Raw genomic sequence first — 24,575 nt, 5'->3', positions numbered from 1 at the left:
GTATAGACATGGCGACCCACCCTGCGGCCGATGCCCTCCTCGCCCGTTCCCATCGGCTCGGCGCCGATCCTCGCAACACCAACTACGCCGGTGGCAACGCGTCCGCCAAGGGCACCGGGACCGATCCCGTCACCGGGGGTGATGTGGAGCTGATGTGGGTCAAGGGGTCCGGCGGGGATCTCGGGACGCTCACCGGGGCGGGGCTCGCCGTGCTGCGGCTGGACCGGATGCGGGCGCTCAAGCGCGTCTACCCGGGCGTCGAGCGCGAGGACGAGATGGTCGCCGCCTTCGACTACTGCCTGCACGGCCAGGGCGGTGCCGCGCCCTCGATCGACACGGCGATGCACGGGCTGGTCGAGGCCGCCCACGTGGACCATCTGCATCCCGACTCCGGGATCGCGCTGGCCTGTGCGGCGGACGGTGAGAAGCTGACCGCCGAGTGCTTCGGCGACACCGTGGTGTGGGTGCCCTGGCGGCGGCCCGGTTTCCAGCTCGGGCTGGACATCGCGGCCGTCAAGGAGGCCAACCCGCAGGCCGTCGGCTGTGTGCTCGGCGGACACGGCATCACCGCGTGGGGGGACACCTCCGAGGAGTGCGAGCGCAACTCGCTGCACATCATCCGCACCGCCGAGGCCTTCCTGGCCGAGCGCGGCAGGGCCGAGCCGTTCGGTCCGCTGATCGCGGGGTACGAGGCGCTGCCCGAGGCCGAGCGGCGGGAGCGGGCGGCGGCGCTGGCGCCGTACGTCCGGGGGCTGGCCTCCCGGGACCGGCCGCAGGTCGGGCACTTCACCGACCCGGACGTGGTGCTGGACTTCCTCGCGCGGGCCGAGCACCCGCGGCTCGCCGCGCTCGGCACCTCCTGCCCGGACCACTTCCTGCGTACGAAGGTGCGTCCGCTGGTCCTGGACGTGGCGCCGACCGCGCCGCTGGACGAGGCGGTGGCCCGGCTCAAGGAGCTGCACGCGGCCTACCGCGAGGAGTACGCCGCCTACTACGAGCGGCACGCCGAGCCGGACTCCCCCGCCATGCGCGGCGCCGACCCGGCGATCGTGCTGGTGCCGGGCGTGGGCATGTTCAGCTTCGGCAAGGACAAGCAGACCGCCCGGGTGGCCGGCGAGTTCTACGTCAACGCGATCAACGTGATGCGCGGGGCCGAGGCGGTGTCGTCGTACGCGCCCATCGAGGAGTCGGAGAAGTTCCGCATCGAGTACTGGGCGCTGGAGGAGGCCAAGCTCCGGCGGATGCCGAGGCCCAAGCCGCTGGCCACCCGTGTCGCCCTGGTCACCGGCGCGGGCAGCGGGATCGGGAAGGCGATCGCGCGGCGGCTGGTGGACGAGGGCGCCTGTGTGGTCGTGGCCGACCTGAACGCCGAGAACGCGGCGGCGGTCGCAAAGGAGCTGGGCGGGGACGACAAGGCCGTCGCGGTGCGGGTCGACGTCACCTCCGAGGAACAGATCGCCGCGGCGTTCGAGGCGGCCGTGCTCGCCTTCGGCGGGGTGGACCTGGTGGTCAACAACGCGGGGATCTCCATCTCCAAGCCGCTGCTCGAGACCTCGGCCAAGGACTGGGACCTCCAGCACGACATCATGGCCCGCGGTTCCTTCCTCGTCTCGCGCGAGGCGGCCCGGGTGATGACCGCGCAGGAGCTGGGCGGCGACATCGTGTACATCGCGTCGAAGAACGCCGTGTTCGCCGGCCCCAACAACATCGCCTACTCCGCCACCAAGGCCGACCAGGCCCACCAGGTGCGCCTGCTCGCCGCCGAGCTGGGCGAGCACGGCATCCGGGTCAACGGCGTCAACCCCGACGGTGTGGTGCGGGGTTCGGGCATCTTCGCGGGCGGCTGGGGTGCCCGGCGGGCGGCGGTGTACGGGGTGCCGGAGGAGAAGCTGGGCGAGTTCTACGCGCAGCGGACGCTGCTCAAGCGCGAGGTGCTGCCCGAGCACGTCGCGAACGCCGTGTTCGCGCTGACCGGCGGCGACCTGACCCACACGACCGGCCTGCACGTCCCGGTCGACGCCGGCGTCGCCGCCGCGTTCCTGCGATGAGCACCGCCCTGGACGTCAAGGCGTACGCGGCGGTCGACCTCGGCGCGTCCAGCGGGCGCGTCATGGTCGGCCGCGTGGGCGCCGACCGGCTGGAGCTGACGGAGGCGCACCGCTTCCCCAACCGGCCGGTCCGTACGCCCGACGGGCTGCGCTGGGACGTCCTCGCGCTGTACGCCGGGGTGCTGGACGGGCTGCGGGCGGCGGGCCCGGTGGACTCGGTGGGTGTGGACAGCTGGGCCGTCGACCACGGCCTGCTGGACGCCGACGGGGCGCTGCTGGGCAACCCCGTGCACTACCGCGACGCCCGTACCGAGGGCGTCGCGGAGAAGGTGTGGGCCTCGCTGCCCGCCGGGGAGCTGTACGCGGCGACGGGGTTGCAGTACGCGCCCTTCAACACCCTGTACCAGCTCGTCGCCGCCCGGGGCACGGCCCAGTTCGCGGCGGCCCGGCGGCTGTTGCTGATCCCCGACCTGCTGACCTACTGGCTGACCGGTGAACAGGGCACGGAGCTGACCAACGCCTCCACCACCCAGCTGATCGACCCCCGCACCCGGGACTGGTCGCGGGAGGTCGCGGACCGGCTGGGGATCGACCTCGGCCTGTTCGCGCCGCTGCGCCGGCCCGGTGACGCGGCGGGGCTGCTGCGGCCGGAGGTGCTGGAGGAGACGGGGCTCGCAGGCCCCGTGCCGGTGACGGCGGTCGGTTCGCACGACACCGCCTCCGCGGTGGCCGCCGTACCCGCCTCGGGTGAACGCTTCGCCTACATCTGCACCGGCACCTGGTCGCTGGCCGGTCTCGAACTGACCGCTCCCGTGCTGACGGAGGAGAGCCGGGCCGCCAACTTCACCAACGAACTCGGCCTGGACGGCACCGTCCGCTACCTGCGCAACATCATGGGTCTGTGGCTGCTCCAGGAGTGCGTACGGGCCTGGGGCGACCCCGATCTGGGTGAGCTGCTGCTCGCGGCGGCGCGGGTGCCGGCGCTGCGGTCGGTGGTGGACGCGGGTGACGCCGCGTTCCTGGCGCCGGGGCGGATGCCGGAGCGGATCGCCGAGGCGTGCCGCGCCTCGGGGCAGCCGGTGCCCCGGACGCCGGCCGAGGTGACCCGGTGCATCCTCGACTCGCTGGCGCTGGCCCACCGCGCGGCCGTCGAGGAGGCGCAGCGGCTCGCCGGGCATCCGGTCGACGTCGTGCACGTGGTCGGCGGCGGCACCCGCAACGCGCTGCTGTGCCAGCTGACCGCCGATGCCTGCGGGTTGCCGGTGGTGGCCGGGCCGACGGAGGCCGCCGCGCTCGGCAACGTCCTGGTGCAGGCCCGCGCCCACGGCCTGGTCGGCGACCTGGCGGACCTGCGCGGGCTGTCGGCCCGCACCCAGTCGCTGACCCGGTACGCACCGCGCGGCGGCACGGCCCGCTGGAGGGCGGCCGCGGCCCGACTCGCCGAGCGGTGAACCCGGGCTCCCCAGACGCCGGTCGGCCGACTAGTCTGCACTCATCATTCATCCGATGATCGAACAACGAGGAGCCCGCGATGCGTGTCGCACTCTTCCTGACCTGCGTCAACGACACGCTCTATCCGGACACCGGCCGCGCCGTGGTGACGCTGCTCACCAGACTCGGCGTCGAGGTCGACTTCCCGATGGCCCAGACGTGTTGCGGGCAGGCGCACTACAACACCGGTTACCGGCACGAGGCCGAGCCGCTCGCCCGGCACTTCGCCGACGTGTTCGCGCAGTACGACGCCGTCGTGACGCCCTCGGGCTCGTGCGGCGCGATGGTGCGCGAGCTGTATCCGCGGATGGGTGAGCGGGCGCGGGCGGAGGGGCGCGGGGACACGCTCGCGGCCACACTGGCGCCGGTGGTGCCGAAGACGTACGAGCTGACCGAGTTCCTCGTGGACGTGCTCGGGGTGACGGACGTGGGGGCGTACTACCCGCACACGGTGACGTACCACCCGACCTGCCACGGCCTGCGCAGCCTGGGCCTGGGCGACCGGCCGCGGCGGCTGCTGGCGGCGGTGCGGGGGCTGGAGCTGGTGGAGCTGCCGGGCGCCGAGGAGTGCTGCGGCTTCGGCGGTACCTTCGCCGTGAAGAACTCCGACGTCTCGGCGGCGATGGGCGCGGACAAGGTGCGCAACGCGGAGTCGACCGGCGCGGACGTGCTGTGCGCGGCCGACAACTCCTGTCTGATGCACATCGGCGGGACCATGACGCGGCTGCGCACGGGCATGCGGCCGGTGCACATCGCGGAGATCCTGGCGAACACCGAGGAGGTGGCGGCCGTATGAGCGGGACCTTCGTCGGGATGCCGGCCTTCCCCAGGGCGGCGCGGGAGGCCGTGGGCAACGCGACGCTGCGCGGCAATCTGCGCCACGCCACCCACACCATCCGCGACAAGCGGGCCCGCGCGGTGGCGGAGCTGGACGACTGGGCGGCGCTGCGCGAGGCCGGGAAGCAGATCAAGGACCACACGCTGCGCCACCTCGACCGGTATCTGGTGCAGGTGGAGGAGGCGGTCACGGCCGCCGGCGGGACCGTGCACTGGGCCACCGACGCGGACGAGGCCAACGAGATCGTCGCCCGGCTGGTCGAGGAGGCCGGCGGCGGTGACGTCGAGAGGCGTGAGGTCGTCAAGGTCAAGTCGATGGCGACGCAGGAGATCGGCCTCAACGAGGCGTTGGAGGCCCGGGGCATCCACGCCTACGAGACCGATCTCGCCGAGCTGATCGTGCAGTTGGGCAAGGACCGGCCCTCGCACATCCTGGTGCCGGCCATCCACCGCAACCGGGGCGAGATCCGCGACATCTTCCGCTCCGAGATGGGCGAGTGGGGCCGTCCGGCGCCCGAGGGGCTGACGGACACGCCCGCCGAACTCGCGGAGGCGGCCCGGCTGCACCTGCGGGAGAAGTTCCTGCGGGCCAAGGTCGGCATCTCCGGCGCCAACTTCGTGGTGGCCGAGACCGGCACGCTGGTGGTCGTGGAGTCGGAGGGCAACGGGCGGATGTGCCTGACCCTGCCCGAGACGCTGATCTCGGTCGTCGGCATCGAGAAGATCGTGCCGAGGTGGCAGGACCTGGAGGTGTTCCTGCAGACCCTCCCCCGCTCCTCGACGGCCGAGCGCATGAACCCGTACACGTCCATGTGGACCGGCACCAGGGACGGCCGGGCCGGGGAAGGGGACGGCCCCAGCACCTTCCATCTGGTCCTGCTGGACAACGGCCGCACCGACACCCTCGCCGACGAGGTCGGCCGCCAGGCACTGCGCTGCATCCGCTGCTCGGCCTGCCTGAACGTGTGCCCGGTGTACGAGCGGGCGGGCGGCCACGCCTACGGCTCGGTGTACCCGGGCCCGATCGGCGCGATCCTCAGCCCGCAACTGCGGGGCACCGGCAGCGAGATCGACGCCTCACTGCCGTACGCCTCCTCGCTGTGCGGGGCCTGCTACGAGGTGTGCCCGGTCGCCATCGACATCCCCGAGGTGCTGGTGCACCTGCGGGAGCGGGTGGTGCAGGGCGGTCCGTCCGTGCGGAACGGCAACCGGGTCGTCCTGAAGCCCGCCAAGGGACACGCCGCCGAGCGGGCGGCGATGCGGGCCGCGCAGTGGGCGTTCACGCACCCGGGCGCGCTGCGGACCGGGCAGCGGCTGGCCTCGCGCACCCGGCGCCTGCATCCCCGCACGCTGCCAGGACCCGGCCGGGCGTGGAGCGGCAGCCGGGACCTGCCGGCGGTGCCCGCGGAGCCGTTCCGGGACTGGTGGCAGCGCACGCACGGTGGAAAGGACGGGGCCAAGTGAGCAGCAGGGAACGCATCCTGGGCCGGGTACGGCGCGCGCTGGCGGATGTGCCGGACGACGCGAGGCCCTACGAGGAGGCCGTCGCCCGGGACTATCTGCGCGAGCACGGGCAGCGGTCCGTCCGGGAGACGGTGGACCTGCTCGCCGAGAACCTGGCGGACTACCGGGCGGTCGTGCACCGGTGCGCGGACGGGCAGCTTCCCGAACTGCTGGCCCGTCTCCTGTCCGCACGCGGTTCGCGGACCGTGGTGGTACCTCCGGGGTTGCCGGCCCAGTGGCTGACGGCCGTCGACACGCCTCTCGTCCAGGACCTGGCGGCGAGTACGGCACCGGAACTCGACGAGGTCGACAGCGTGCTCACCGGCTGCGCCGTCGCCGTCGCCGAGACCGGCACCATCGTCCTGGACGGCTCCCCCGACCAGGGGCGGCGGCGCATCACCCTCGTCCCCGACCACCACATCTGCGTCGTGCGGGTACCCGACCAGGTCGTGTCGTCGGTGCCCCAGGCCCTCGAACGCCTCGACCCGAAGCGGCCGTTGACGTGGATCTCCGGCCCCTCCGCGACCAGCGACATCGAACTGGACCGCGTCGAGGGGGTGCACGGCCCGCGCACCCTGGAGGTGGTGCTGCTGGGCGGCTCGTAGCGCTGCCGGGTGTCGCTGAGTACACCCCCCGATACGGGTTCTGCACCCAGTGTGGCCCGGTCCCACTCTCCGTAGCGTCTTCCACGAGGCACCGCACAGGGCGTGCCACACGGAAGGTGATCACGATGTTTCGCTCCGGCGCACGAGGAAATCACGACCCGGGCCCCGCCCCCGAGGCCCTCCGGCTCGTCAAGGTGACCCGTACGTACGGCTCGGCGGAGAACGCCGTGACCGCCCTGGACGGGGTGACGCTGAGCCTGGGACGCGGCACGTTCACCGCGGTGATGGGGCCGTCCGGCTCGGGCAAGTCCACGCTGCTCCAGTGCGCGGCGGGCCTCGACCGGCCGGACAGGGGCATCGTGTGCGTGGACGGCAAGGAGCTGACGGGGGGCGGCGAGGCGGAGCTGACCAGGTTCAGGCGCGGCCGGGTCGGGTTCGTCTTCCAGCAGTACAACCTGCTGGAAACGCTGACCGTCGCGCAGAACACGGTGCTGCCGCTCAAGCTGGCCGGACGCCGCGTCGACCGCGGGCGGGCGCGGGAGATCCTGACGTCGGTCGGTCTCGGGGACCGGCTCGGTCACCGGCCCGACCAGCTCTCCGGCGGCCAGCGGCAGCGGGTGGCGATCGCCCGGGCCCTCGTCACCGAACCGCGGGTGATCTTCGCGGACGAGCCGACGGGAGCGCTGGACACGCGCAGCGCCCGGCAGGTGCTGCTGCTGCTCCAGGAGGCGGTGCGGGTGCACGGGCGGACCGTGGTGATGGTGACGCACGACCCGGTCGCCGCCTCGTACGCCGACTCGGTGGTCTTCCTCGCCGACGGCCGGCTGGCGGGGCGGATGGACGCGCCGACCCCGGACGCGGTCGCGGAGCGCCTCGCGCACCTGGGCGACGACGTGCCGGCGGGGGTGTGAGCGATGTTCGTACTGGCTCTGCGGTCGATCCGGCGCCGTCCCGGGCGGTTCCTCGCGACCCTGCTGTCCGCCTTCCTGGGGGCGGCGATCATCATGACGTTCAACTCGATGCACGACACGGCCGGGCAGGCCGGCGTCGACCCGGTCAGTTCCGGGACGCTGGGCACCGCGGCGGGGGTCGTCGGCGGGTACGGGACCCTGCTGGTGTTCTTCGCGGTGGCCTCGACGCTGACGGTCAACGTGCGTCAGCGCACCGCCGAGCTGGAGCTGCTGCGCTGCTCGGGGGCGACCCCGGCGCAGATCAAGCGGATGGTCGTGGGTGAGGCGGTGGCCGTGGCCCTGGTGGGCGCGGCGCTGGCGATCGGCCCGGCGATGCTCGGCGGACGGGCGCTCCTCGACCTGTTCCAGGACAGCGGCCAGGTGGCGCGGTCCGTGGACTACTCCTTCGGTCCCGTCGCACTGCTGAGCGGCGTGGACATCACGCTGCTGGCGGCCGCGGGCGCCGCGTTCCTGGCGGTACGGCGGGTGACGCGGGGTGGCCGGGAGCGGGCCGGGGCGAAGCGGTTCCTGGCCTACGCGGCGCTGGCCGCCGGGGCCGCGGGCGCCTGCTCCACCTTCCTGTTCTCCGCGACGGACGAGGCGCTGATGGCAGCGCCGGCCTACGGGGCGATCCTGCTCTCGGTCGGTTTCGCGCTGCTGTCGCCGCGGCTGCTGAAGGGCGTGCTCGACCGGCTGCCGCTGAGCGGCGCGAGCGGCTGGCTGGCCGTGCGGAACCTGCGGGAGCGGGCGGATCAGCTGGCCGGAATCCTGGTGTCGCTGATCATGTTCACCGCCGTGTCGACGGCGACGCTCACGATGCAGGCCGTGGAGAGCGACGCGGTGCAGGACTCCGGTCTGGTGAAGTCGGTCGACGCCAAGAACCTGGAGACGCTGAACCTCACGGTGGTCGGCGTCATCGCGGTGTTCGTCTGCGTGATGCTGGTCAACTCGCTGTACGCGGCGACGACGTACCGCTCGCGTGAATTCGGTCAGCAGCGGCTGGCGGGGGCGACGCCGGGGCAGGTGCTGGGCGTGGTGGCCGCCGAGGGCGTGGTCCTCACGGTGACGGGGATCTTCTTCGGCACGGTGGCCGCGCTGGCCGGTGTGGTGCCGTTCACGGTGGTCCGCACCGACGCGGTGCTGCCGGACCAGTTCCTCGGGGTGTGGCTCGCGATGGTGGCCGTCTCGGCGGCAGCGACGCTGGGGACGAGCCTGGGCACGGCCCGGCGGGTGCTGCGCACTCCGGCGGTGGGCGCGGTGACGGCGGCCGCCTGAGCGGCACCGGAAGGGGCAGGGGGCGACCGCCGTGGCGGTCGCCCCCTCCCCCTTCCCTGCTGTCTGCCGGCCGTCGGCCTAGTCGGCCTTGGCGTACTCCTTCGCCATGCTGCCGGCGAAGTCGTACACGACGCACGGTGCGTCGCCGACGACCCAGGCGTCGTGGCCGGGCGAGCAGACGAAGACGTCGCCCGGGCCCACCTCGCTCTCGGTGCCGTCGTCCATGCGGACGTGCATGCGTCCCTCGACGACGTAGCAGTTGTGGTGGATCATGCAGCTGTCGGTGCCGGCGATCGGCGCCACGGACTCCGACCAGCGCCAGCCCGGTTCGAAGGTGGCGACGGCGAAGTCGAGTCCTTCCATGTGCACGGCCTCGATGTGACCGCGGGGGAAATCGCGCCGCTCGTCCGGCTTGTCGAGCGTCTTTGCCTCCAGCATGACGCTCCTCCTTTCCCTGGCCCCACCACTCCATCGTCCGCCTGTCAACTCGGCGCCGCCATCCGGGGGAGGCGCGTCGTCAGCGGGGCGTGCCGCAGAGTTCGGCGAAGCGGGCGGCGTCCACGTTGCCCCCGGAGAGGATCACGCCGACGCGGCGGGGCAGGGCGTCGATCCGGCCGTTCAGGAGGGCGGCCAGCGGGGTGGCGCCGCTGGGTTCGAGGACGGTCTTCAGCCGTTCGAAGGCGAACCGCATCGCGTCCCGGATCTCGTCGTCGGACACCACCACGACCGAGTCCAGCAGCCGCCGGTTGACGGAGAACGTCAGCTCGCCGGGGGTGGGCAGCGCCTGGCCGTCGGCGATGGTGCGCGGGACCGGCACCGTGACCCGCCGACCCGCGGCCAGGGAGCGTCTGGTGTCGTCACCGGCCTCCGGTTCGACGCCGATCACCCGGGTGGCGGGGTGCAGGCCCTTGACCGCGGTGGCGCTCCCGGCGATCAGTCCGCCGCCGCCGACCGGTGCGACCAGCGCGTCCAGGTCGCCCGTCTCCTGGACCAGTTCGAGGGCCGCGGTGCCCTGGCCCGCGATGACGTGCGGGTGTTCGTAGGGCGGGATCAGGGTCAGTCCCCGGTCGGCGGCCAGCGCCTCGGCGAGGGCGACGCGGTCGCCGGTGTAGCGGTCGTAGGTGACGATCTCGGCGCCGTAGCCCGCGGTGGCCTCCCGTTTGGAGGGCGGCGCGTCCTCGGGCATGACGATCACCGCGGTGGTGCCCAGCTCGTGGGCGGCCAGGGCGACCGCCTGGGCGTGGTTGCCCGAGGAGTACGCGGCGATGCCCCGGGCGAGCTGCTCCGGAGTGAGGCGGGAGGCCGCGTTGTAGGCGCCGCGGAACTTGAACGCGCCGACCCGCTGGTGGTTCTCGCACTTGAGGAAGACCTCGGCGCCGACGAGGGCGTCCAGGGTGCGCGAGCGCAGCACGGGGGTGCGGTGCGCGACGCCCTCGATGCGGGCGGCGGCGGAGCGGACGTCGTCGAGGGTGACCGGCGGGGTGGTGGTCGTCACGGGTGTCCTCAGGGGGTGTCGGCGGCCGGGCCGGTCTCGGCGCGGGCCTGGGAGAGGTAGTGGTAGGCGGAGGCGCGGGAGATGCCGAGCCGGGTGGCGACGTGCTCGACCGAGCGGCGTACGGCGAAGACGCCGCGCCCGTCGAGGTCGCGGAACAGTTCGAGGCGCCGCTCCCGGTCCAGCGCGGCCCAGCTGGTGTCCCGGCGCAGCGGGTGGGCGTCCACGATGGCGTCGACCACGGCGTCGATGTCGTCGCCGAAGGTGGTCGCCGGTACTTCGGCGGGGGTGCGGGCGGTCCCGGCGAGGGCGCCGAGCAAGGCGTGGGCCCGGTCGACGGCGGTGACGTCCAGATTGACGCACAGGGCTCCGAAGACGGCGCCCGTGGAGTCGCGCAGCACCATGGTGGAGGACTTGAGCAGCGTGCCGTCGGCCGTACGCGTGACGTAGTTCAGCTCGTCGCGGGCCTCGTCGCCGCGGGCCAGCACGCGCATGCCGATCTCGCTCATCGCCCCGCCCACCGTCCGCCCGGTCACCGACCCCGCGACGGCGACGACCGACCGCTCGGGGCGCCGGTAGTCGTGGAGCACCGCCTCGCAGACCGGTCCGAAGGTGGCGGCGATCCCGTCGACGACGGGGCGCAGCGCGGCGAGTACGGCGTCGCGTTCGGCGTCCAGCGCGGGGTCACTCATCCGGATCTCCAGTCTGGGACTTCGTGGAGTTCCAGACTACACGTCCAATCTCTGGACGGGGAGTCCAAGTCTCTTTTTCGTACCTCACATCGGGTCTCCGTGCCGGAGTGCGCCGTCGCCTCCGGGGCGGAACCGCGGGAGCGCACGACCCTGAACGGGTATGTCTCCCGCTGCCACGAGACCACCGGGTCCGGCATCCCCGCCCGGCACCGCTCACTGTCCGAGTCCCTCGTACGGAGGTCGCTCCCCCCATGCCCAAGGACGCCCAGTCCCCGCAGAAGCCGCGCGGCAACCGTGCCGCGCTCACGCACAAGGTCGGATACGCGCTGCGCCACCCCGAGCGCGTCGGTCCCTACGTCCGCCGGGCCGGCCGGGACGCGTGGCTGCGGCTCCAGCACCGCGACCACGTCGGCTACTACCGGGCGGTGATGGCCTCCGACGCCCGGCGCGACCCGGAGGCCGCGGTCGGCAGCCGGACCCACGACCGCTGGCTGGCGCTCGGGCGGATGCAGTTCGACTACCTGATCGAGCACGGGCTGCGCCCCCGGCACCGCATGCTCGACATCGGCTGCGGCAACCTGCGCGGCGGCTGGCGCTTCATCGACCACCTCGACACCGGCCACTACTACGGCGTCGACATCTCCCCGGACATCCTGATCGCCGCCAAGGAGACCCTGACCGAGCGCGGACTCCAGGCCAAGCTGCCCCATCTGACCCTCACCGGGGACCTCCGGCTGGACTTCCTGCCCGACGGCCACTTCGACGTCGTCCACGCGCACAGCGTCTTCTCGCACTCACCGCTGAGCGTCGTCGACGAGTGCCTCGCGCACGTCGGCCGCGTCCTGACGGAGACCGGGTTCTTCGACTTCACCTTCGACCGGACGGAGGGCACCGAGCACCAGGTGCTCCGCGAGGACTTCTACTACCGCACGGACACGCTGCTCACCCTGGCCGCCCAGCACAACCTGCACGCGCGGTTCATGGAGGACTGGGAGAAGCGGCCGCACGGCCAGTCCAAGATCCGGGTGAGCCGCGCACCGCTGCCGTCGTAGCGGCCGATCGCACGCCCTGGGGGGGCCGGACCGTTCCTCCCGCCCCTACGGGCGCGGGTTGACACGCCGCCAGGCGGGCCGGGCGTCCGCGCCCCGGCGGCCGGCCGCGGCGGCGCAGCGGGGACAGACCCGGCGGACGGCGTCGGCGGCGCCGCCGGACTCGGGCAGCACGTCGGTCCAGACGACCGCCGGGAACCGGGAGAGCCGCGAGCGGTGGATCGACAGACCGCACACGGTCTCGTTCCTGCCCTGCTCCCAGGCGTGCGCCTCACCGGCCGGCAGCCAGCGGTTGTCGTCCTCGTCCCACCAGCGGCCGGAGGCCGCCACGTCGTAGCGCCGTGTCCTGGCCATGGCTCCCGGGTGCCCCGCGGGGGGCGCGCCCACACGCGCGTACCTCCTCCTGTGTGATCACTCCGCAAGCCCTGCCCGTTTGGGGCGTTTTGTCTGCTTAGCATGCGGGGTCCGCGCATCGCCCCGTTGTACGAGAGGACACCAGATGGCGCCCACGGGCCGTCCCAGCGCACTGGCCGAGCACGCCTTCTCCCCGCACGACGCCGTGATGGGCGCCGCCGCCCGGCACCTGGGCCGTCGGCGCTTCCTCACCGTCACCGCGGCCGCCGCCGCGCTCGCCTTCTCCACCAACCTGCCGGCCCGCGGCGCGGTCGCCGCCCCCGAACGCGCCGCCCGGATCAGCAAGGACCCCTTCACCCTCGGCGTGGCCTCCGGCGACCCGCTGCCGGACTCGGTGCTGCTGTGGACCAGGCTGGCGCCCGAACCGTTCCTGGAGGACGGCGGGATGGGCACGGAGCGGGTCACGGTCGAGTGGGAGGTGGCCCTGGACGAGTACTTCGCGGGTGTCCTGTTCCGGGGCACCGCCGACGCCCACGCCGAGTACAACCACAGCGTCCACGTGGACGTGAAGGGCCTGACGCCCGGCACCGTCTACTACTACCGGTTCCGCGCCGGCGCCTGGCTCAGCCCGGCGGGCCGCACCCGCACCGCGCCCGCGGCGGGCAGCGCCACCTCCTCGCTGAAGCTGGCGGCGGTCGCCTGCCAGGCCTACATGGACGGCTACTACACCGTGCTCCGCCATGTCTCCCAGGACGACGTGGACGTGGTGTTCCACCTCGGCGACTACCTGTACGAGTACGCGGTGAACTCCGTGGGCGGTGAACGCCACTACACCGACGTCACCCTGCCCGACGTGTTCAACCGCGAGACGATGACCCTCGCGGACTACCGGCTGCGCTACTCGCTCTACAAGACCGACGAGGACCTGCGGGCCGCGCACGCCGCGCACCCGTTCGTCGTCGCCTGGGACGACCACGAGACGGAGAACAACTACGCGGGCAGCTTCCCCGAGAACGACATCCCGCCGTCGGAGTTCCTGCTGCGCCGCGCCGCCGCCTACCGCGCGTACTGGGAGAACCAGCCGCTGCGCGCCGCCCAGCTGCCGCAGGGTCCGGACGCCCGGCTGTACCGGCGGCTGCACTGGGGTTCGCTCGCCCAGTTCGACATCCTGGACACCCGCCAGTACCGCTCCGACCAGGCCTACGACGACCGGCCGCACGCCCCCGGGGCCGAGTCGGACGATCCGGCGCGCACCATCACCGGCGCCGAGCAGGAGCAGTGGCTGCTCGACGGCTGGAAGGGCTCGACGGCGCTGTGGAACGTGATGCCCCAGCAGGTGTGCTTCGCCCAGCGCAAGTTCGACGTGACCGCCGACGCCGCGCTCTCCATGGACGCCTGGGACGGCTACCGCGCCTCGCGCGCCCGGGTGGTCGCCGGGGCGAAGGCCGCCGGGATCGACAACTGGCTGATCCTCACCGGGGACGTGCACGTGGGCTACGCCCTCGACGTCAAGGAGGACTTCGACGACCCGGCGTCCGCCACCGTCGCCACCGAGGTCACCTGCACCTCGGTGGCCAGCGGCCGGGACGGCGTGGAGAAGCCCGCCAACTGGGACCTGTACATGCAGGCCAACCCGCACATGAAGTTCTACAACGGCAAGCGCGGTTACGTCCGGGCCGAACTCGGCCGTCAGGCCACTCACCTGGACTTCAAGACGGTGTCCGCCATCAGCACGCCCGGCGCCGCCGTGACCACGGCCGCGTCCTTCGTCACCGAGGCGGGTGAACCGGGGCTGAAGCCCGCCTGATCCGGGCCCGCCGGGCGCAAGGGCGTCCGCGTACTGCACATGGCACCCACGGCGTCCCCCATAGCGCGAAACAGACCGGGGTCGGGCATCGCCGCGGATCTTTGCGGCAATGCCTGTGACTTCGCCGCAGGCGGCCGTGACCCGCGGTCGCCCACCGAACACCGCTGTCTCGCACAGCGTCCGAAGGAGGCACATCGCATGGTCGGCAGACATGCCGCGCGCAGCCGCCGCGCAGCCCTCACCGCGCTCGGCGCCCTGGTCCTGACCGCACTCCCCTCGGCCGCGTCGGCCGCACCGCCGCCCGTTCCCGGACCGCGGCCCGCCGTGGCCCAGGCGCCCGGCGCCGCCACCGCTCCGGCCCGCATGCTGAGCGCGATGGAGCGCGACCTGAAGCTGGCGCCCGGCCAGGCGGCGGCCCGGCTGGTCAACGAGGCGGAGGCGGGCACCCGCGCGGGCATGCTGCGCAACACGCTGGGCGACCGCTTCGCCGGGGCCTGGGTGAGCGGCGCGACCTCCGCCGAGCTGACCGTGGCCACCACCGACGCCGCGGACACCGCGGCCATCGAGGCACAGGGCGCCAAGGCGGCCGTCGTCGGCAGGAACCTCGCCGAGCTGCGCGCCGTCAAGGAGAAGCTGGACGCCGCCGCCGTCCGTACCCGGACCCGGCAGACGCCGGTCTGGTACGTCGACGTGAAGACCAACCGGGTCACCGTCCAGGCCACCGCCGAGTCGGCCGCGGCCGCCTTCGTCGAGGCCGCCGGTGTGCCGGCCGAGGACGTGGGCGTCCGCATCTCGCCGGACCAGCCGCGGGTGCTTGAGGACCTGGTCGGCGGCGACGCCTACTACATCAACGACCAGGCCCGCTGCTCCATCGGCTTCTCCGTCACCAAGGACGACCAGCAGGGCTTCGCCACGGCCGGGCACTGCGGCGACCCGGGCGCCACCACCACCGGGTTCAACGAGGCCGACCAGGGCACCTTCCAGGCCTCCACGTTCCCCGGCAAGGACATGGCCTGGGTGGGCGTCAACTCCGGCTGGACCGCCACGCCGGACGTCAAGGCGCAGGACGGCGAGAAGATCCAGCTCGCCGGGTCGGTGGAGGCGCTCGCGGGGGCGTCGGTGTGCCGTTCCGGCTCGACCACGGGGTGGCACTGCGGCACGATCCAGCAGCACGACACGAGTGTCACCTACCCGGAGGGCACCGTCGACGGGCTGACCGAGACGACGGTGTGCGCCGAACCCGGCGACTCCGGCGGCCCCTTCGTGTCGGGCACCCAGGCGCAGGGCACCACGTCCGGCGGGTCCGGCGACTGCACCAACGGCGGGACCACCTTCTACCAGCCGATCAACCCGCTGCTCAGCGACTTCGGCCTCACCCTGAAGACCACCTCCGCCGCGACCCAGACACCCGCGCCGCAGGACAACGCGGCGGCGGACGCCTGGGCCGCGGGCCGGGTCTACGAGGTCGGCGCCACCGTGTCCTTCGACGGTGTGCGGTACCGGTGTCTGCAGGGCCACCAGGCGCAGGGCGCCGGCGCACCGGCGAGCACGCCGGCCCTGTGGCAGCGGGTCTGACGGACCGCCGTCCGGCGCGCGGCCGCGCGAAGCGGCCCCGCGCCGGTCTTCGTCCGTGCTATCCCTCCGCGAGGAGCGCGTAGGCGGTGGCGATGAACGGGTCACGGGCGCGGAACCGCCGGGTGCACACGGCGGCCAGGCCGGTGCCGGTGTCGGGCCGGAAGCCCAGGAACGCCTGCTGCCCCAGGGTGGCGCCGCTGTGGAAGTACAGGGGCCCGCCGTCCGTGGGATGCCGGAACCACCCCACCGTGTGCACGTGCCGGTGCCCCAGTCCGCGCCGCAGCACCGGCACCCGCACCGCGCGCAGCGCGCCGGCGGCCGGTGAGCGGGCCGGGTCGAGGTGGGCCTCGAGGAAGGTGAGCAGGTCGTTGGGCGTGGACCGGACGGCTCCGGCCGCCTGGAAGCCACCCGCGTCGAAGGGCGGCACGGGGGTGCGGCCGTCCTTGCGGTGTCCCACGGCGTCGGTCCCGGGCCCCTCCGCCCGCAGAGCCGTGCCACTGAGGCCGAGGGCACGCAGTACCTGCCCGGTGATCAGGTCCTCCCACGCGGTGCCGGTGGCCGCGGCGATCGCGTGGCCGAGGACGGAGACGCCGTAGTTGGAGTAGTGCCAGCGGGTTCCGGGACGGTGCTTCGGCTCGTGGCGCAGGAAAGTGCCGGTCAGCCGCTCGGCGGGGTAGCGGGCGTAGGGGTTGGTGCGCCAGGCGGGCAGGCCCCGGCGCACGAAGTCGGCCGGCAGAGCGGGCAGCCCCGCCGTATGGGTGATCAGGTGCGCGAGGGTCACGGGGTGCCGGCCGGCCGTCCGGCCGGGGTCCAGGCAGGTGGCCGCCGCCTCGCCGCCGGTGAGCACACCGCGCCGGATCAGCCGCGTGAGCAGCAGCGCGGTGAACGTCTTGGACGCCGACCCGATCTCGTAGCGCAGGTCCTCGCGGGGGACGCCGGGCGGCGGGGCGGTGCCGCCGGTGCACAGGGTGCGCCGCCCGCGCCGGGAGACGGCGAAGACGACGTCGGGTGCGTCGGAGGCGTCCACGGCCTCGGCCAGCCGCTCCCGCGAGGCCGCCTCGGCGGCCGGTCCGGGCTCCGGCGGGGCGTACTCCGCGTCCTCCTCGGTGGCGGGTTCGCCCGGCCAGGGCGCGCGGCGGCCCGTCACGACGCGGAGTGCGCCAGCTCGGTGAGGGCGCGTGAGGTGGCCAGCAGGGAGGCGAAGGCGGCGACCAGCGTCGGGTGGTAGACCACGTCGAACACCGTGTCGGGGTCGCCCTCGGGCATCGTGCGTACGGCCGGCATGGCGCCGTCGGGCTGCTGCGCGGCGGCGAAGCCCTGCCAGGCGGCCTCGTCGAGGGTGGGCCGGGGCAGGCAGGCGTCCACGACGAGCAGTTCGCCGAGCAGGTCCCAGCGCTGGAGGTCCAGCCAGTCGTCGATCCACACCGGAAGCCAGGTGGCGAGGTATTCGGCGACGTCGGGCGGCAGGCCGCCGGGGTTCTCACCCCAGTCGGTGAGGTGGAAGACGGTGTGCGTGATGTCGTAGGCGGTGTGGCCCTCGACCGTCCACGGCTCGGGGGTGCCGGCCAGCCAGGTGGTGGGAATCAGGTCGGCCTCGGGCGGTCGGGCGGTCAGCCCGAAGCGGCGCTGGAAGGCGGACAGGCCCAGGCGCCGGGTCGGCGTCACCGGGAGGCGCGCCCAGCCGTCCAGCCGGTGGTTGAGGACCGTGGCGCGTTCCACCTCGGGCTGGCTGTAGCCCAGCTCCTTGAACGGCAGGTAGACCTCGAAGGGGGCGGGCGAGAAGGGTTCGACGCGCTGGCCGCGCACCAGCATGCGGCCGCCGTCCAGGGTCTCGCGCCAGGTGTGGTCGAGCAGTTGGCGCGCGAGCTGGGCCTGGCGGGAGCCCGCGACGCCCTCGCGGAAGAGCACCTTGCAGATGAGGGCGAGTTCGCCGATCGGCTTGAAGCGCTCCAGGAAGCCGATTTCGGGGTCCACGTCCGGTTCGAGGCGGAATCCGTCCCGGTGGGCCCACAGCCACTCCAGGGCACCGGCTCCGACGCGGTGGATCAGGCGGGTGTCCGTCATCCCGGCGCTCCTTGTCCGGCGTGTCGCGCCGCGTGCCGCACGTCCGGCGGGCGGGCGGTGGCCGCCGTGGCGAGTGCCGCCGCGAACGCGGCCATCAGGGTGGAGTGGTAGCAGTCGGTGAAGTCGTAGGGGTCCGGTCCCGGGTCCGGACCGGCGGCGTCCTGGGCGGCGCCCTCCTCGGGGATCGCGCCGGACGCGGCCTGGGCGGCGGCGAGCCGCTGCCAGGCGTCCTCCAGGACGGCCGGTTCCGGCGGGCGCGGCAGGCTCGCCGCTACGGCGAGCAACTCGCAGCTCAGGTCCCACATCCGGGCGTCCAGGCAGGTGTCGAGCCAGGGCGGCAGCCAGTGCAGGAGGTAGTCCGCCAGGTCCGCCGGCACTCCCCGGGGCGTTCGCCCCCAGTCGGTGAGGTGGAAGACGACGTGGGTGAGCGCGTAACCGGCCGCGCGTTCGAAGGTCCAGGGTTCCGGCAGGCCGCCCAGCCAGGTGCGGCCCAGTGCCTGCGGCACGTCCCCGTGCGGGTCGATGCCGCTGCGCCGCTCGGCCTCCAGCACGCCGAGGCGGCGGGTGGGGTACTGCTCGGTGAGCCGCCAGCCGCGGGTGCGGGTCAGCACCGCGGCGGACGCCTCGTAGCCGGGGTGCCGCAGTCCGGCGGAGGCGAAGGCCGCGTAGACCTCCAGCGGGTAGGTGGCGAAGGGCTCCAGCGTCTGCATGAGCGGGAAGAGTTCACCCCGGTGGGTCTGCTGCCAGGCGAAGTCCAGCAGTTCGGACAGGCGGGTGTGCAGTGGGTCCCCCGGTGGGGTGCACCGGGAGATCGAGGCGCAGACCTGGGTCAGCTCCCCCAGGGGTTTCCAGGTCCGGTTGACCTGGCCTTCGGCGGCCAGCGCGTCGTCGCCCAGCGCGAAGCGGTCACGGTGGGTCCACACCCAGTCCAGTGCGGCCGCCTCGACGTCGCGGACGCTCACAGCAGGACTCCGGCCGGCATCAGCCGCGCCGCCTCCAGTTGCAGCGCCACCCGGGGGTCGGAGCCGCCCATGAGGCGTACGAAGTCCAGTCCGGCCGCCAGGCCGAGGGTGTCCGGCACGCCGTCCAGGAGGGTGAGCCAGCGCCCGGCTCCGGCCGCCTGCTGCCAGTCGCGGCGGCGTACGGCCCGTACGAATCCGCGGGCGACGTCCACCGGACGGCTGCGCGCCACGCGGGTCACGGCGCACTCCTCGCCGGGCAGCGCGAGCGGGGCGAGGACGGCGAGCTGGTGGGTCAGGAACTGCCAGCCGGCGTCGTCGAGCCAGCGGGCGTCGGGTTCGGCGTCCGGCCCGTCGGCGGACGGCGCGGTCAGGGGTTGTTCGGTCCGGCGCAGGGCGCGGGTCATGGCCCAGTGACTCCACACGACGGTCGGTGCCGCGTCGCCGTGCGGCGGATGGGCCGCCACGGCGTCCTTGAACACCACCAGTTGCGCGGGGTCGGGCGGGACGCGCAGCAGGACGCTGGGCAACAGGGTGTCGGCGCCCAGGACGCGTACCGCCGCACGGGTGACGCCCTCACCGGCGCCGCCTCCCGTCAGAGTGCTCCCCGCTCGCACGTGGTCTCCGCTCCGAAGAGCGGAGACCACGTCGGAAGCGAGGTCCAGCACCGTTCCCTGCAGGAGGGCCGATGTGCTCGACTGCTCCATTTCACGACTCCCGTCGGTCCGTCAGCCCTTCTTCGGGCGCGGGGTCGGCGGCGAGAGCAGCAGGTTGGTACCTCCGGACTGGAGGGCGAGCGCGGCGCACTCGCGGCTGTCGCGGAAGACTCCGTCGGGCTCGGCGGGGTCGAGTACCGCGTCGATGTCGATGTTCTCGGTGCGGGTGACTTCCTTGAGCACCTTGTCCTTGGAAGGCATTTCACCATCTCCCTCTGGTAGCCAAATGGCCTTCACACCCAAGGGTGTCCGGTAAGTCCCAGAACATGCCTTTCTTCACAAAATTCCCAGAAGGTAACTCGTTCAACAACCTCCGGCCCGCCGCAGGCGCCACACGTGGTCCTCACGGAAACCCTCGACCCCGTCGGGCGAGACGCTCGGCCGGCGGGCGGTCCGACGGGTCTCGACGCTCCACTCCCCCTCGGGCAGGGCCAGTTCGGCGAGGACGCCGTCCAGGGTGGGGAAGACGGCGTCGAACGGCGGTTCGGTCTGCCAGGAGGGCCAGCCGGCGTGCAGGACGACCAGCAGGGTGCCGCCCGGGGCCACCGCCCGCGCGGCGGCGCGCAGCACCGCCTGCTGGTCGAGCGCGACCGGGGACTGCAGGTAGTGGGCGCTCACCAGGTCGAAGGAGCCCGCGGGGAACGAGGGCCCCAGCTCGTGGCGTTCCCAGACGACGCGGTCGCCGACCCCGGCCTCGGCGGCGTGCCCGGCGGCGCGTTCGAGGGCGGTGGCGGAGATGTCCACGCCGGTGACCCGCCAGCCGCGCGAGGCCAGCCACACGGCGTCCGCCCCTTCGCCGCAGCCGAGGTCGAGCGCGGTACCGGGCGCGAGGTCACCCGCCTCCTGGACCAGCAGTTCGTTGGGGCGGCCGCTCCACACGCGGCCGGCGTCGCGGTAGCGGGCTTCCCAGAACTCCGCGGCGGGAGCCGGCGCGGGGGTGTCGGTCATGGTGCCTCCTGGGGCGGGCGCGGTCGTCTGCACGGCGGGGCGCGCGAGAACCGCGCGCCCCCGGGTGCAGGCTGCCCCGGCCGGTCAGGAAGCGCCAAAGATGTTTGCCGGATCGGCAAATACGGCGTCGGCGGGCGTCTCCGTCAGCGGGTGAGCGCCTCCGCCCCGCCGTCGGGGGTGTCGGTGCGCACCCACACCGCCCGGCGCGGGAAGGGGATCTCGACGCCCGCGTCGTCCAGCGCCTCCTTGACCCGGCGGCGCAGCTCGCGGGTGACGCCCCACTGCTGGAGCGGCGCGGTCCTGACGGCGAGGCGCACCAGCACCCCGTCGGCGTCCAGGGACTGCACGCCCCACACCGCGGGGTCCTCCAGCAGGACGTCCGCGAAGTCCGGCTCCTCGCGCAGCGCGCGGCCGGTGTCCTCCAGCACCCGGTAGACGGTGTCGAGGTTCGCGTCGTGGGCCACGGCGACGTCCAGGACGGCGCGGGCCCATTCCTGGCTGTCGTTGCGGACCCGCAGGATCTCGCCGTTGCGGATGTGCCACAGGCCGCCGTTGAGGTCGCGCACATGGGTCAGGCGCAGGCCGACGTGCTCCACCTCGCCGACGGCCTCGCCGAGGTCGACCGAGTCGCCGACACCGTACTGGTCCTCGACCATGATGAGCAGCCCGGACAGGTAGTCCGCGACCAGGCTCTGGGCGCCGAAGCCGATGGCCAGGCCGACCACTCCGGCGCTGGCCAGCAGCGGGCCGAGGGCGATGCCGACCTGGTCGAGCACCATGGCCACGCCGACCATGAACAGCACGATGGTCACGACGCTGCTGAGCACCGAGCCGATGGTGCGGGCCCGCTGTTCGCGGCGCTGCCGCGCACGGGACCGGTCGCGGTGCAGGACGGCGGCACCGCGGACCGGCCTGCGCGGGCGGCTGCGCTCGGCCTCGCTCGCCGACGGCTCCAGGACCCGCTGGACGACCCGGGTGATGGCCCGCTTGGCCACCGCGCGCAGCACCAGCAGGATCACGACGATGAGCGCGATGCGCAGCGGTATCCCGATCAGTGCCGTGGTGTGGTCGCCGACCCAGTCCGACCACGAGGCCGCCGGCTGCGGGTTCGTGGCCGGTTCGGCGGGCGGGGAGATGTGCGACATCGGCTCGGCTGCTCCGTTCCTCGGGGACGACTTGTCTGCCGTCGGGGCCGCCTACCCGCGGACCGGTCGAACATGACGGCTTTCACCGGCGCCCGGCTGGGCACCCGCCGGGAGTCGTCCCACAGCGGAAGGGGCCCGCGGCGTGGTTGTCGTTGCCGTACTGCTACTGCCCGGTCTGGGGCTGCTGTTGTTCGCCATGACGTGTCTGGAGGACCGGCTGTTCGGAGATCCGGCGCCGCCCCGGCACGCCCGGCGCCGCCACCTGCGCCTGCTTCCGGGCGGCGGGCGCGGCATCGACCACGGCGTCGGCCACGGCGCCGAGCGGGACGCCGCCTGAGGCCGTTCCCCGTCGCGCCGGCCCGCGCGTGCGCGGACCCCGCCGTGCGGGCGCCCGCCCCGCCGGGCGATGCTGTCCCGGACGGGACACACGCGGCGCGGGCGAGGAGAGCGGATGGACGCCGGGGAACGGCACGACGCGGACGACGAGTTCGTCCGGTTCTGGCAGGAGCGCCGGGTGTGCTTCCTGTCGACGCCGCGGGCCGACGGGACGCCCCACCTGGTCCCGGTCGGGGTGACGTACGACCACGCCACCCGCACGGCGCGGGTCATCACGAGCCGGGACACCACGAAGGCGCGCAACGTACGGCGGGCCGCCGGAGCGGTCGTCGCCGTGGGCCAGGTCGAGGGCAGGCGCTGGTCGACGCTGGAGGGCGTCGCGACCGTGCGGGACGATGCCGGGGCGGTCCGCGACGCGGAGACCCGCTACGCCGCCCGCTACCGGCAGCCCCGGGCGAACCCGGAGCGGGTCGTCATCGAGATCGACGTACGGCGCTTCCTCGGCACGGTGCGCCCCCTCGTACGGCGTCCCGACGCGTGACGCCGCCCCGGGCCGGGCGGATCACCCCTGCCCCGCCCGGTCCCGGTGCCCCGGCCGTCCGGGCCACCAGGCGACGGCGCCGAGGTCGCGGGCGAGCGCCGGGACCAGCAGCGAGCGCACCACCAGCGTGTCCAGCAGCACGCCGAAGGCCACGATGAAGGCGATCTGCACCAGGAAGGCGAGCGGGATCACCCCGAGCGCGGCGAAGGTGGCGGCGAGGACGACCCCGGCCGAGGTGATCACGCCGCCGGTGGCGGTCAGCCCGCGCAGGATGCCCTCCCGCACCCCGTGGCGCAGCGCCTCCTGCCGGACCCGGGACATGAGGAAGATGTTGTAGTCCACGCCGAGGGCGACCAGGAAGACGAAGCCGTAGAGCGGGACGGAGGCGTCCGTGCCGCTGAAGCCGAACACGTGGGTGAAGACCAGCGCGGAGACGCCCAGGGTGGCCACGAAGTTCAGTGCCACCGTCGCCACCAGCAGCACCGGCATCAGCAGGGAGCGCAGCAGGGCGATCAGGATGACCAGGATGATGGCGAGGACCACCGGCACGATGAGCGTCCGGTCGTGCTCGGCGGTGCGCTGGGTGTCGTACTGCTGGGCGGTGTAGCCCCCGACGAGGGCGTCCGCGCCGGGGACGTCGTGGACGGCCGTCCTGAGCCGGGCCACCGCGTTCTTGGCGGCGTCGCTGTCGGCCGGCGCCCGGAGCGTCGCGTCGACGCGTACCCGCCCGTCGACCACCTTCGGTCCGCCGCCGCCGGGACGGCCCGACGCGGTGACCGGGTCCGCCGAGGCGACGCCGGGGGTGGCGCGGGCGGCCGCGAGGACCGGGGCCAGCCGGTCGGCCTCGGCGATGATGACGGCGGGGTTGCCGGAACCGCCGGGGAAGTGCCGTGCCAGCGTCTGCTGCGCGGCGACCGACGGGGTGTCGTTCACGAAGATCTCGTCCAGCGGTACGCCCTTGGAGGACAGGGTCGGCGCGAAGGCGGCACAGGCGAGCAGCGCGGCCAGGGAGACCGCCCAGATGCGGCGCGGGGCCCGGTCCACCCGTTCCGCGACCCGGTGCCACAGCCGGTGCCCGGCCTCCGGGTCACCGGTCCGTACGGGCCTGGCCGGCCAGTAGGCGGCCCGGCCGAGCAGCACCAGGACGGCCGGCAGGAAGGTGAGCGTGCTCAGTACGGCGCAGCCGATGCCGATGGCGCCGACCGGCCCGAGCGCGCGGTTGTTGGTCAGGTCGCTGAGCAGCAGGGCCAGCAGCGCGAGGGCCACGGTCGCCGCGCTGGCCACCACCGCCCCCCAGGAGGCCCGCAGGGCGGCGCGCACGGCGGCGAAGCGGTCCGGGTGCCGGGCGAGTTCCTCGCGGAAGCGGGCGGTGAGCAGCAGGGCGTAGTCGGTGGCGGCGCCGATGACCAGGATGGAGAGGATCCCCTGGACCTGCCCGTCCACGCGTACCACGTCCCGCTCGGCGAGCGCGTAGACGATCGCGCAGGCCAGGCCGAGGGCGAAGACCGCGCCCAGGATGATGACCAGGGGCAGCAGGACGCTGCGGTAGACCAGCAGCAGGATCACCAGGACGGTGATCAGCGCGACCCCGAGGAGCAGTCCGTCGATGCCCGAGAAGGCGTCGGAGAGGTCGGCCTGGGAGGCCGCGGGACCGGCCAGCCGGGCCTGCGTGCCCGGTACCCGCCCGGCCGCGTCGCCGACCCGCTCCAGGACGTCGGGCAGCGCGTCGCCGAGGTCGGGCTCGACCTGGACGACGGCCTGGAGGGCCTCGCCGTCGTCGGAGGGCAGCGCGGGCGACGCCCGTCCGACGACACCGGGCTCGCCCTCCAGCAAGGCGACGGAGCGGGTGGCCTCGGCCCGGTGGCCGGTGACGGAGCCGCCGCCGTCGGCGGTCCACACGACGATCACCGGGAGCGTCTCGTCCTGCTGGAAGGCCTTCTGGGCGTCGATGACCCGGGTGGACTCCGCACTGCGGGGCAGGAAGGCGGCCCGGTCGTTGGTCGCGACCTCGCCCAGCTTTCCGGCGTACGGCCCGAGCGCTCCGCCGATGCCGAGCCAGACCAGGAGGAGGACGGCGGGGACGAGCCGGCGGGCCCGCCGGGAGGGGGTGGACATCGGTGTCGGGTCTCCAGCTCTGCGGGGCGGTGGGAAAGTGACTCGATCATAAACAATCTCAATGATCGAGTTA

At 73.7% G+C, this 24,575-nt stretch carries 24 protein-coding genes; 12 read left to right on the top strand and 12 right to left on the bottom strand.

Translation table 11 applies throughout. The features are described 5' to 3' along the window. Positions 1 to 8: 8 nt before the first annotated feature. From BZZ08_RS19205 to BZZ08_RS19175, 7 genes are all read left to right on the top strand, one after another. Positions 9 to 2,048: a bifunctional aldolase/short-chain dehydrogenase gene (locus BZZ08_RS19205; protein ID WP_104633484.1), complete on the top strand. Its 2,040-nt coding sequence runs from the start codon at positions 9 to 11 to the stop codon at positions 2,046 to 2,048. Beyond that, positions 2,045 to 3,499, top strand: coding sequence for a rhamnulokinase (locus BZZ08_RS19200; protein ID WP_104633483.1), 1,455 nt, complete (start codon positions 2,045 to 2,047; stop codon positions 3,497 to 3,499). Before BZZ08_RS19205 ends, BZZ08_RS19200 begins: the two co-directional genes overlap by 4 nt. An 80-nt stretch (positions 3,500 to 3,579) precedes the next feature. Next, complete coding sequence (locus BZZ08_RS19195; RefSeq protein ID WP_104633482.1) at positions 3,580 to 4,335, top strand: (Fe-S)-binding protein; 756 nt, start codon at positions 3,580 to 3,582, stop codon at positions 4,333 to 4,335. Continuing rightward, positions 4,332 to 5,840, top strand: coding sequence for a lactate utilization protein B (locus BZZ08_RS19190; protein WP_104633481.1), 1,509 nt, complete (start codon positions 4,332 to 4,334; stop codon positions 5,838 to 5,840). Before BZZ08_RS19195 ends, BZZ08_RS19190 begins: the two co-directional genes overlap by 4 nt. Further along, positions 5,837 to 6,484 carry a LutC/YkgG family protein gene (locus tag BZZ08_RS19185; RefSeq protein WP_104633480.1) on the top strand — a complete coding sequence of 216 codons (648 nt, stop codon included), beginning with the start codon at positions 5,837 to 5,839 and terminating at the stop codon, positions 6,482 to 6,484. Before BZZ08_RS19190 ends, BZZ08_RS19185 begins: the two co-directional genes overlap by 4 nt. Positions 6,485 to 6,609: 125 nt before the next feature. Further along, a complete protein-coding gene (locus tag BZZ08_RS19180; protein ID WP_198601571.1) occupies positions 6,610 to 7,395 on the top strand; it encodes an ABC transporter ATP-binding protein in 786 nt (261 codons plus the stop codon). 3 nt (positions 7,396 to 7,398) lie between these two features. After that, a complete protein-coding gene (locus BZZ08_RS19175; RefSeq protein ID WP_104633478.1) occupies positions 7,399 to 8,709 on the top strand; it encodes an FtsX-like permease family protein in 1,311 nt (436 codons plus the stop codon). Positions 8,710 to 8,787: 78 nt separating this feature from the next. Here the strand turns inward: BZZ08_RS19175 and BZZ08_RS19170 are convergent, their stop codons facing one another. The 3 genes from BZZ08_RS19170 to BZZ08_RS19160 form a co-directional block, all read right to left on the bottom strand. After that, positions 8,788 to 9,147 (bottom strand): cupin domain-containing protein, encoded by a 360-nt coding sequence (locus BZZ08_RS19170; protein WP_104633477.1) that lies wholly within the window; start codon positions 9,145 to 9,147, stop codon positions 8,788 to 8,790. A 79-nt stretch (positions 9,148 to 9,226) separates the two neighbouring features. Next, positions 9,227 to 10,204: a pyridoxal-phosphate dependent enzyme gene (locus BZZ08_RS19165; protein ID WP_104633476.1), complete on the bottom strand. Its 978-nt coding sequence runs from the start codon at positions 10,202 to 10,204 to the stop codon at positions 9,227 to 9,229. A gap of 8 nt (positions 10,205 to 10,212) precedes the next feature. Next, positions 10,213 to 10,893, bottom strand: coding sequence for a helix-turn-helix transcriptional regulator (locus tag BZZ08_RS19160; protein ID WP_104633475.1), 681 nt, complete (start codon positions 10,891 to 10,893; stop codon positions 10,213 to 10,215). Between the two features lie 251 nt (positions 10,894 to 11,144). Here BZZ08_RS19160 and BZZ08_RS19155 point away from each other — a divergent pair, with 251 nt between their 5' ends. Beyond that, positions 11,145 to 11,945, top strand: a complete 801-nt coding sequence (locus tag BZZ08_RS19155; RefSeq protein ID WP_104633474.1) for a class I SAM-dependent methyltransferase — start codon at positions 11,145 to 11,147, stop codon at positions 11,943 to 11,945. Between the two features lie 45 nt (positions 11,946 to 11,990). Here the strand turns inward: BZZ08_RS19155 and BZZ08_RS19150 are convergent, their stop codons facing one another. Further along, complete coding sequence (locus BZZ08_RS19150; protein WP_198601570.1) at positions 11,991 to 12,296, bottom strand: hypothetical protein; 306 nt, start codon at positions 12,294 to 12,296, stop codon at positions 11,991 to 11,993. A gap of 145 nt (positions 12,297 to 12,441) precedes the next feature. Between BZZ08_RS19150 and BZZ08_RS19145 the strand changes: the two genes are divergently transcribed. Beyond that, the gene (locus tag BZZ08_RS19145; protein ID WP_104633472.1) at positions 12,442 to 14,103 is read left to right on the top strand and encodes an alkaline phosphatase D family protein; all 1,662 of its coding nucleotides are present in this window, start codon (positions 12,442 to 12,444) and stop codon (positions 14,101 to 14,103) included. Positions 14,104 to 14,301: 198 nt separating this feature from the next. Continuing rightward, a complete protein-coding gene (locus BZZ08_RS19140; RefSeq protein WP_104633471.1) occupies positions 14,302 to 15,678 on the top strand; it encodes an alpha-lytic protease prodomain-containing protein in 1,377 nt (458 codons plus the stop codon). Positions 15,679 to 15,736: 58 nt separating this feature from the next. Here the strand turns inward: BZZ08_RS19140 and BZZ08_RS19135 are convergent, their stop codons facing one another. The 7 genes from BZZ08_RS19135 to BZZ08_RS19105 form a co-directional block, all read right to left on the bottom strand. After that, positions 15,737 to 16,825 (bottom strand): serine hydrolase domain-containing protein, encoded by a 1,089-nt coding sequence (locus BZZ08_RS19135; RefSeq protein ID WP_104633470.1) that lies wholly within the window; start codon positions 16,823 to 16,825, stop codon positions 15,737 to 15,739. Beyond that, on the bottom strand, positions 16,822 to 17,742 hold the full coding sequence (locus BZZ08_RS19130) for a DUF6895 family protein (protein ID WP_104633469.1): 921 nt from the start codon (positions 17,740 to 17,742) through the stop codon (positions 16,822 to 16,824). Before BZZ08_RS19130 ends, BZZ08_RS19135 begins: the two co-directional genes overlap by 4 nt. Next, on the bottom strand, positions 17,739 to 18,704 hold the full coding sequence (locus BZZ08_RS19125; RefSeq protein ID WP_104633468.1) for a DUF6895 family protein: 966 nt from the start codon (positions 18,702 to 18,704) through the stop codon (positions 17,739 to 17,741). The genes BZZ08_RS19130 and BZZ08_RS19125 overlap by 4 nt, the downstream gene beginning before the upstream one ends. Continuing rightward, positions 18,701 to 19,408 (bottom strand): hypothetical protein, encoded by a 708-nt coding sequence (locus BZZ08_RS19120; RefSeq protein ID WP_104633467.1) that lies wholly within the window; start codon positions 19,406 to 19,408, stop codon positions 18,701 to 18,703. The genes BZZ08_RS19125 and BZZ08_RS19120 overlap by 4 nt, the downstream gene beginning before the upstream one ends. Before the next feature lie 21 nt (positions 19,409 to 19,429). After that, positions 19,430 to 19,618: a hypothetical protein gene (locus tag BZZ08_RS19115; protein ID WP_104633466.1), complete on the bottom strand. Its 189-nt coding sequence runs from the start codon at positions 19,616 to 19,618 to the stop codon at positions 19,430 to 19,432. 102 nt (positions 19,619 to 19,720) lie between these two features. After that, positions 19,721 to 20,365: a class I SAM-dependent methyltransferase gene (locus BZZ08_RS19110; RefSeq protein WP_104633465.1), complete on the bottom strand. Its 645-nt coding sequence runs from the start codon at positions 20,363 to 20,365 to the stop codon at positions 19,721 to 19,723. A gap of 143 nt (positions 20,366 to 20,508) precedes the next feature. Then, entirely contained in the window at positions 20,509 to 21,510 is a 1,002-nt protein-coding gene (locus tag BZZ08_RS19105) for a mechanosensitive ion channel family protein (RefSeq protein WP_104633464.1), read from the bottom strand. 142 nt (positions 21,511 to 21,652) lie between these two features. Here BZZ08_RS19105 and BZZ08_RS19100 point away from each other — a divergent pair, with 142 nt between their 5' ends. Continuing rightward, positions 21,653 to 21,847 (top strand): hypothetical protein, encoded by a 195-nt coding sequence (locus BZZ08_RS19100; RefSeq protein WP_104633463.1) that lies wholly within the window; start codon positions 21,653 to 21,655, stop codon positions 21,845 to 21,847. A gap of 114 nt (positions 21,848 to 21,961) precedes the next feature. Beyond that, a complete protein-coding gene (locus BZZ08_RS19095) occupies positions 21,962 to 22,387 on the top strand; it encodes a TIGR03618 family F420-dependent PPOX class oxidoreductase (RefSeq protein WP_104633462.1) in 426 nt (141 codons plus the stop codon). 21 nt (positions 22,388 to 22,408) lie between these two features. Here the strand turns inward: BZZ08_RS19095 and BZZ08_RS19090 are convergent, their stop codons facing one another. After that, the gene (locus tag BZZ08_RS19090) at positions 22,409 to 24,502 is read right to left on the bottom strand and encodes an MMPL family transporter (protein WP_104633461.1); all 2,094 of its coding nucleotides are present in this window, start codon (positions 24,500 to 24,502) and stop codon (positions 22,409 to 22,411) included. Positions 24,503 to 24,575 lie beyond the last annotated feature (73 nt).

The organism is Streptomyces sp. MH60 (genome assembly GCF_002939385.1).
Classification (GTDB): domain Bacteria; phylum Actinomycetota; class Actinomycetes; order Streptomycetales; family Streptomycetaceae; genus Streptomyces.
Note: the sequence above shows the minus strand (reverse complement) of the source record. Positions and strands in the feature narration are given on the sequence as shown.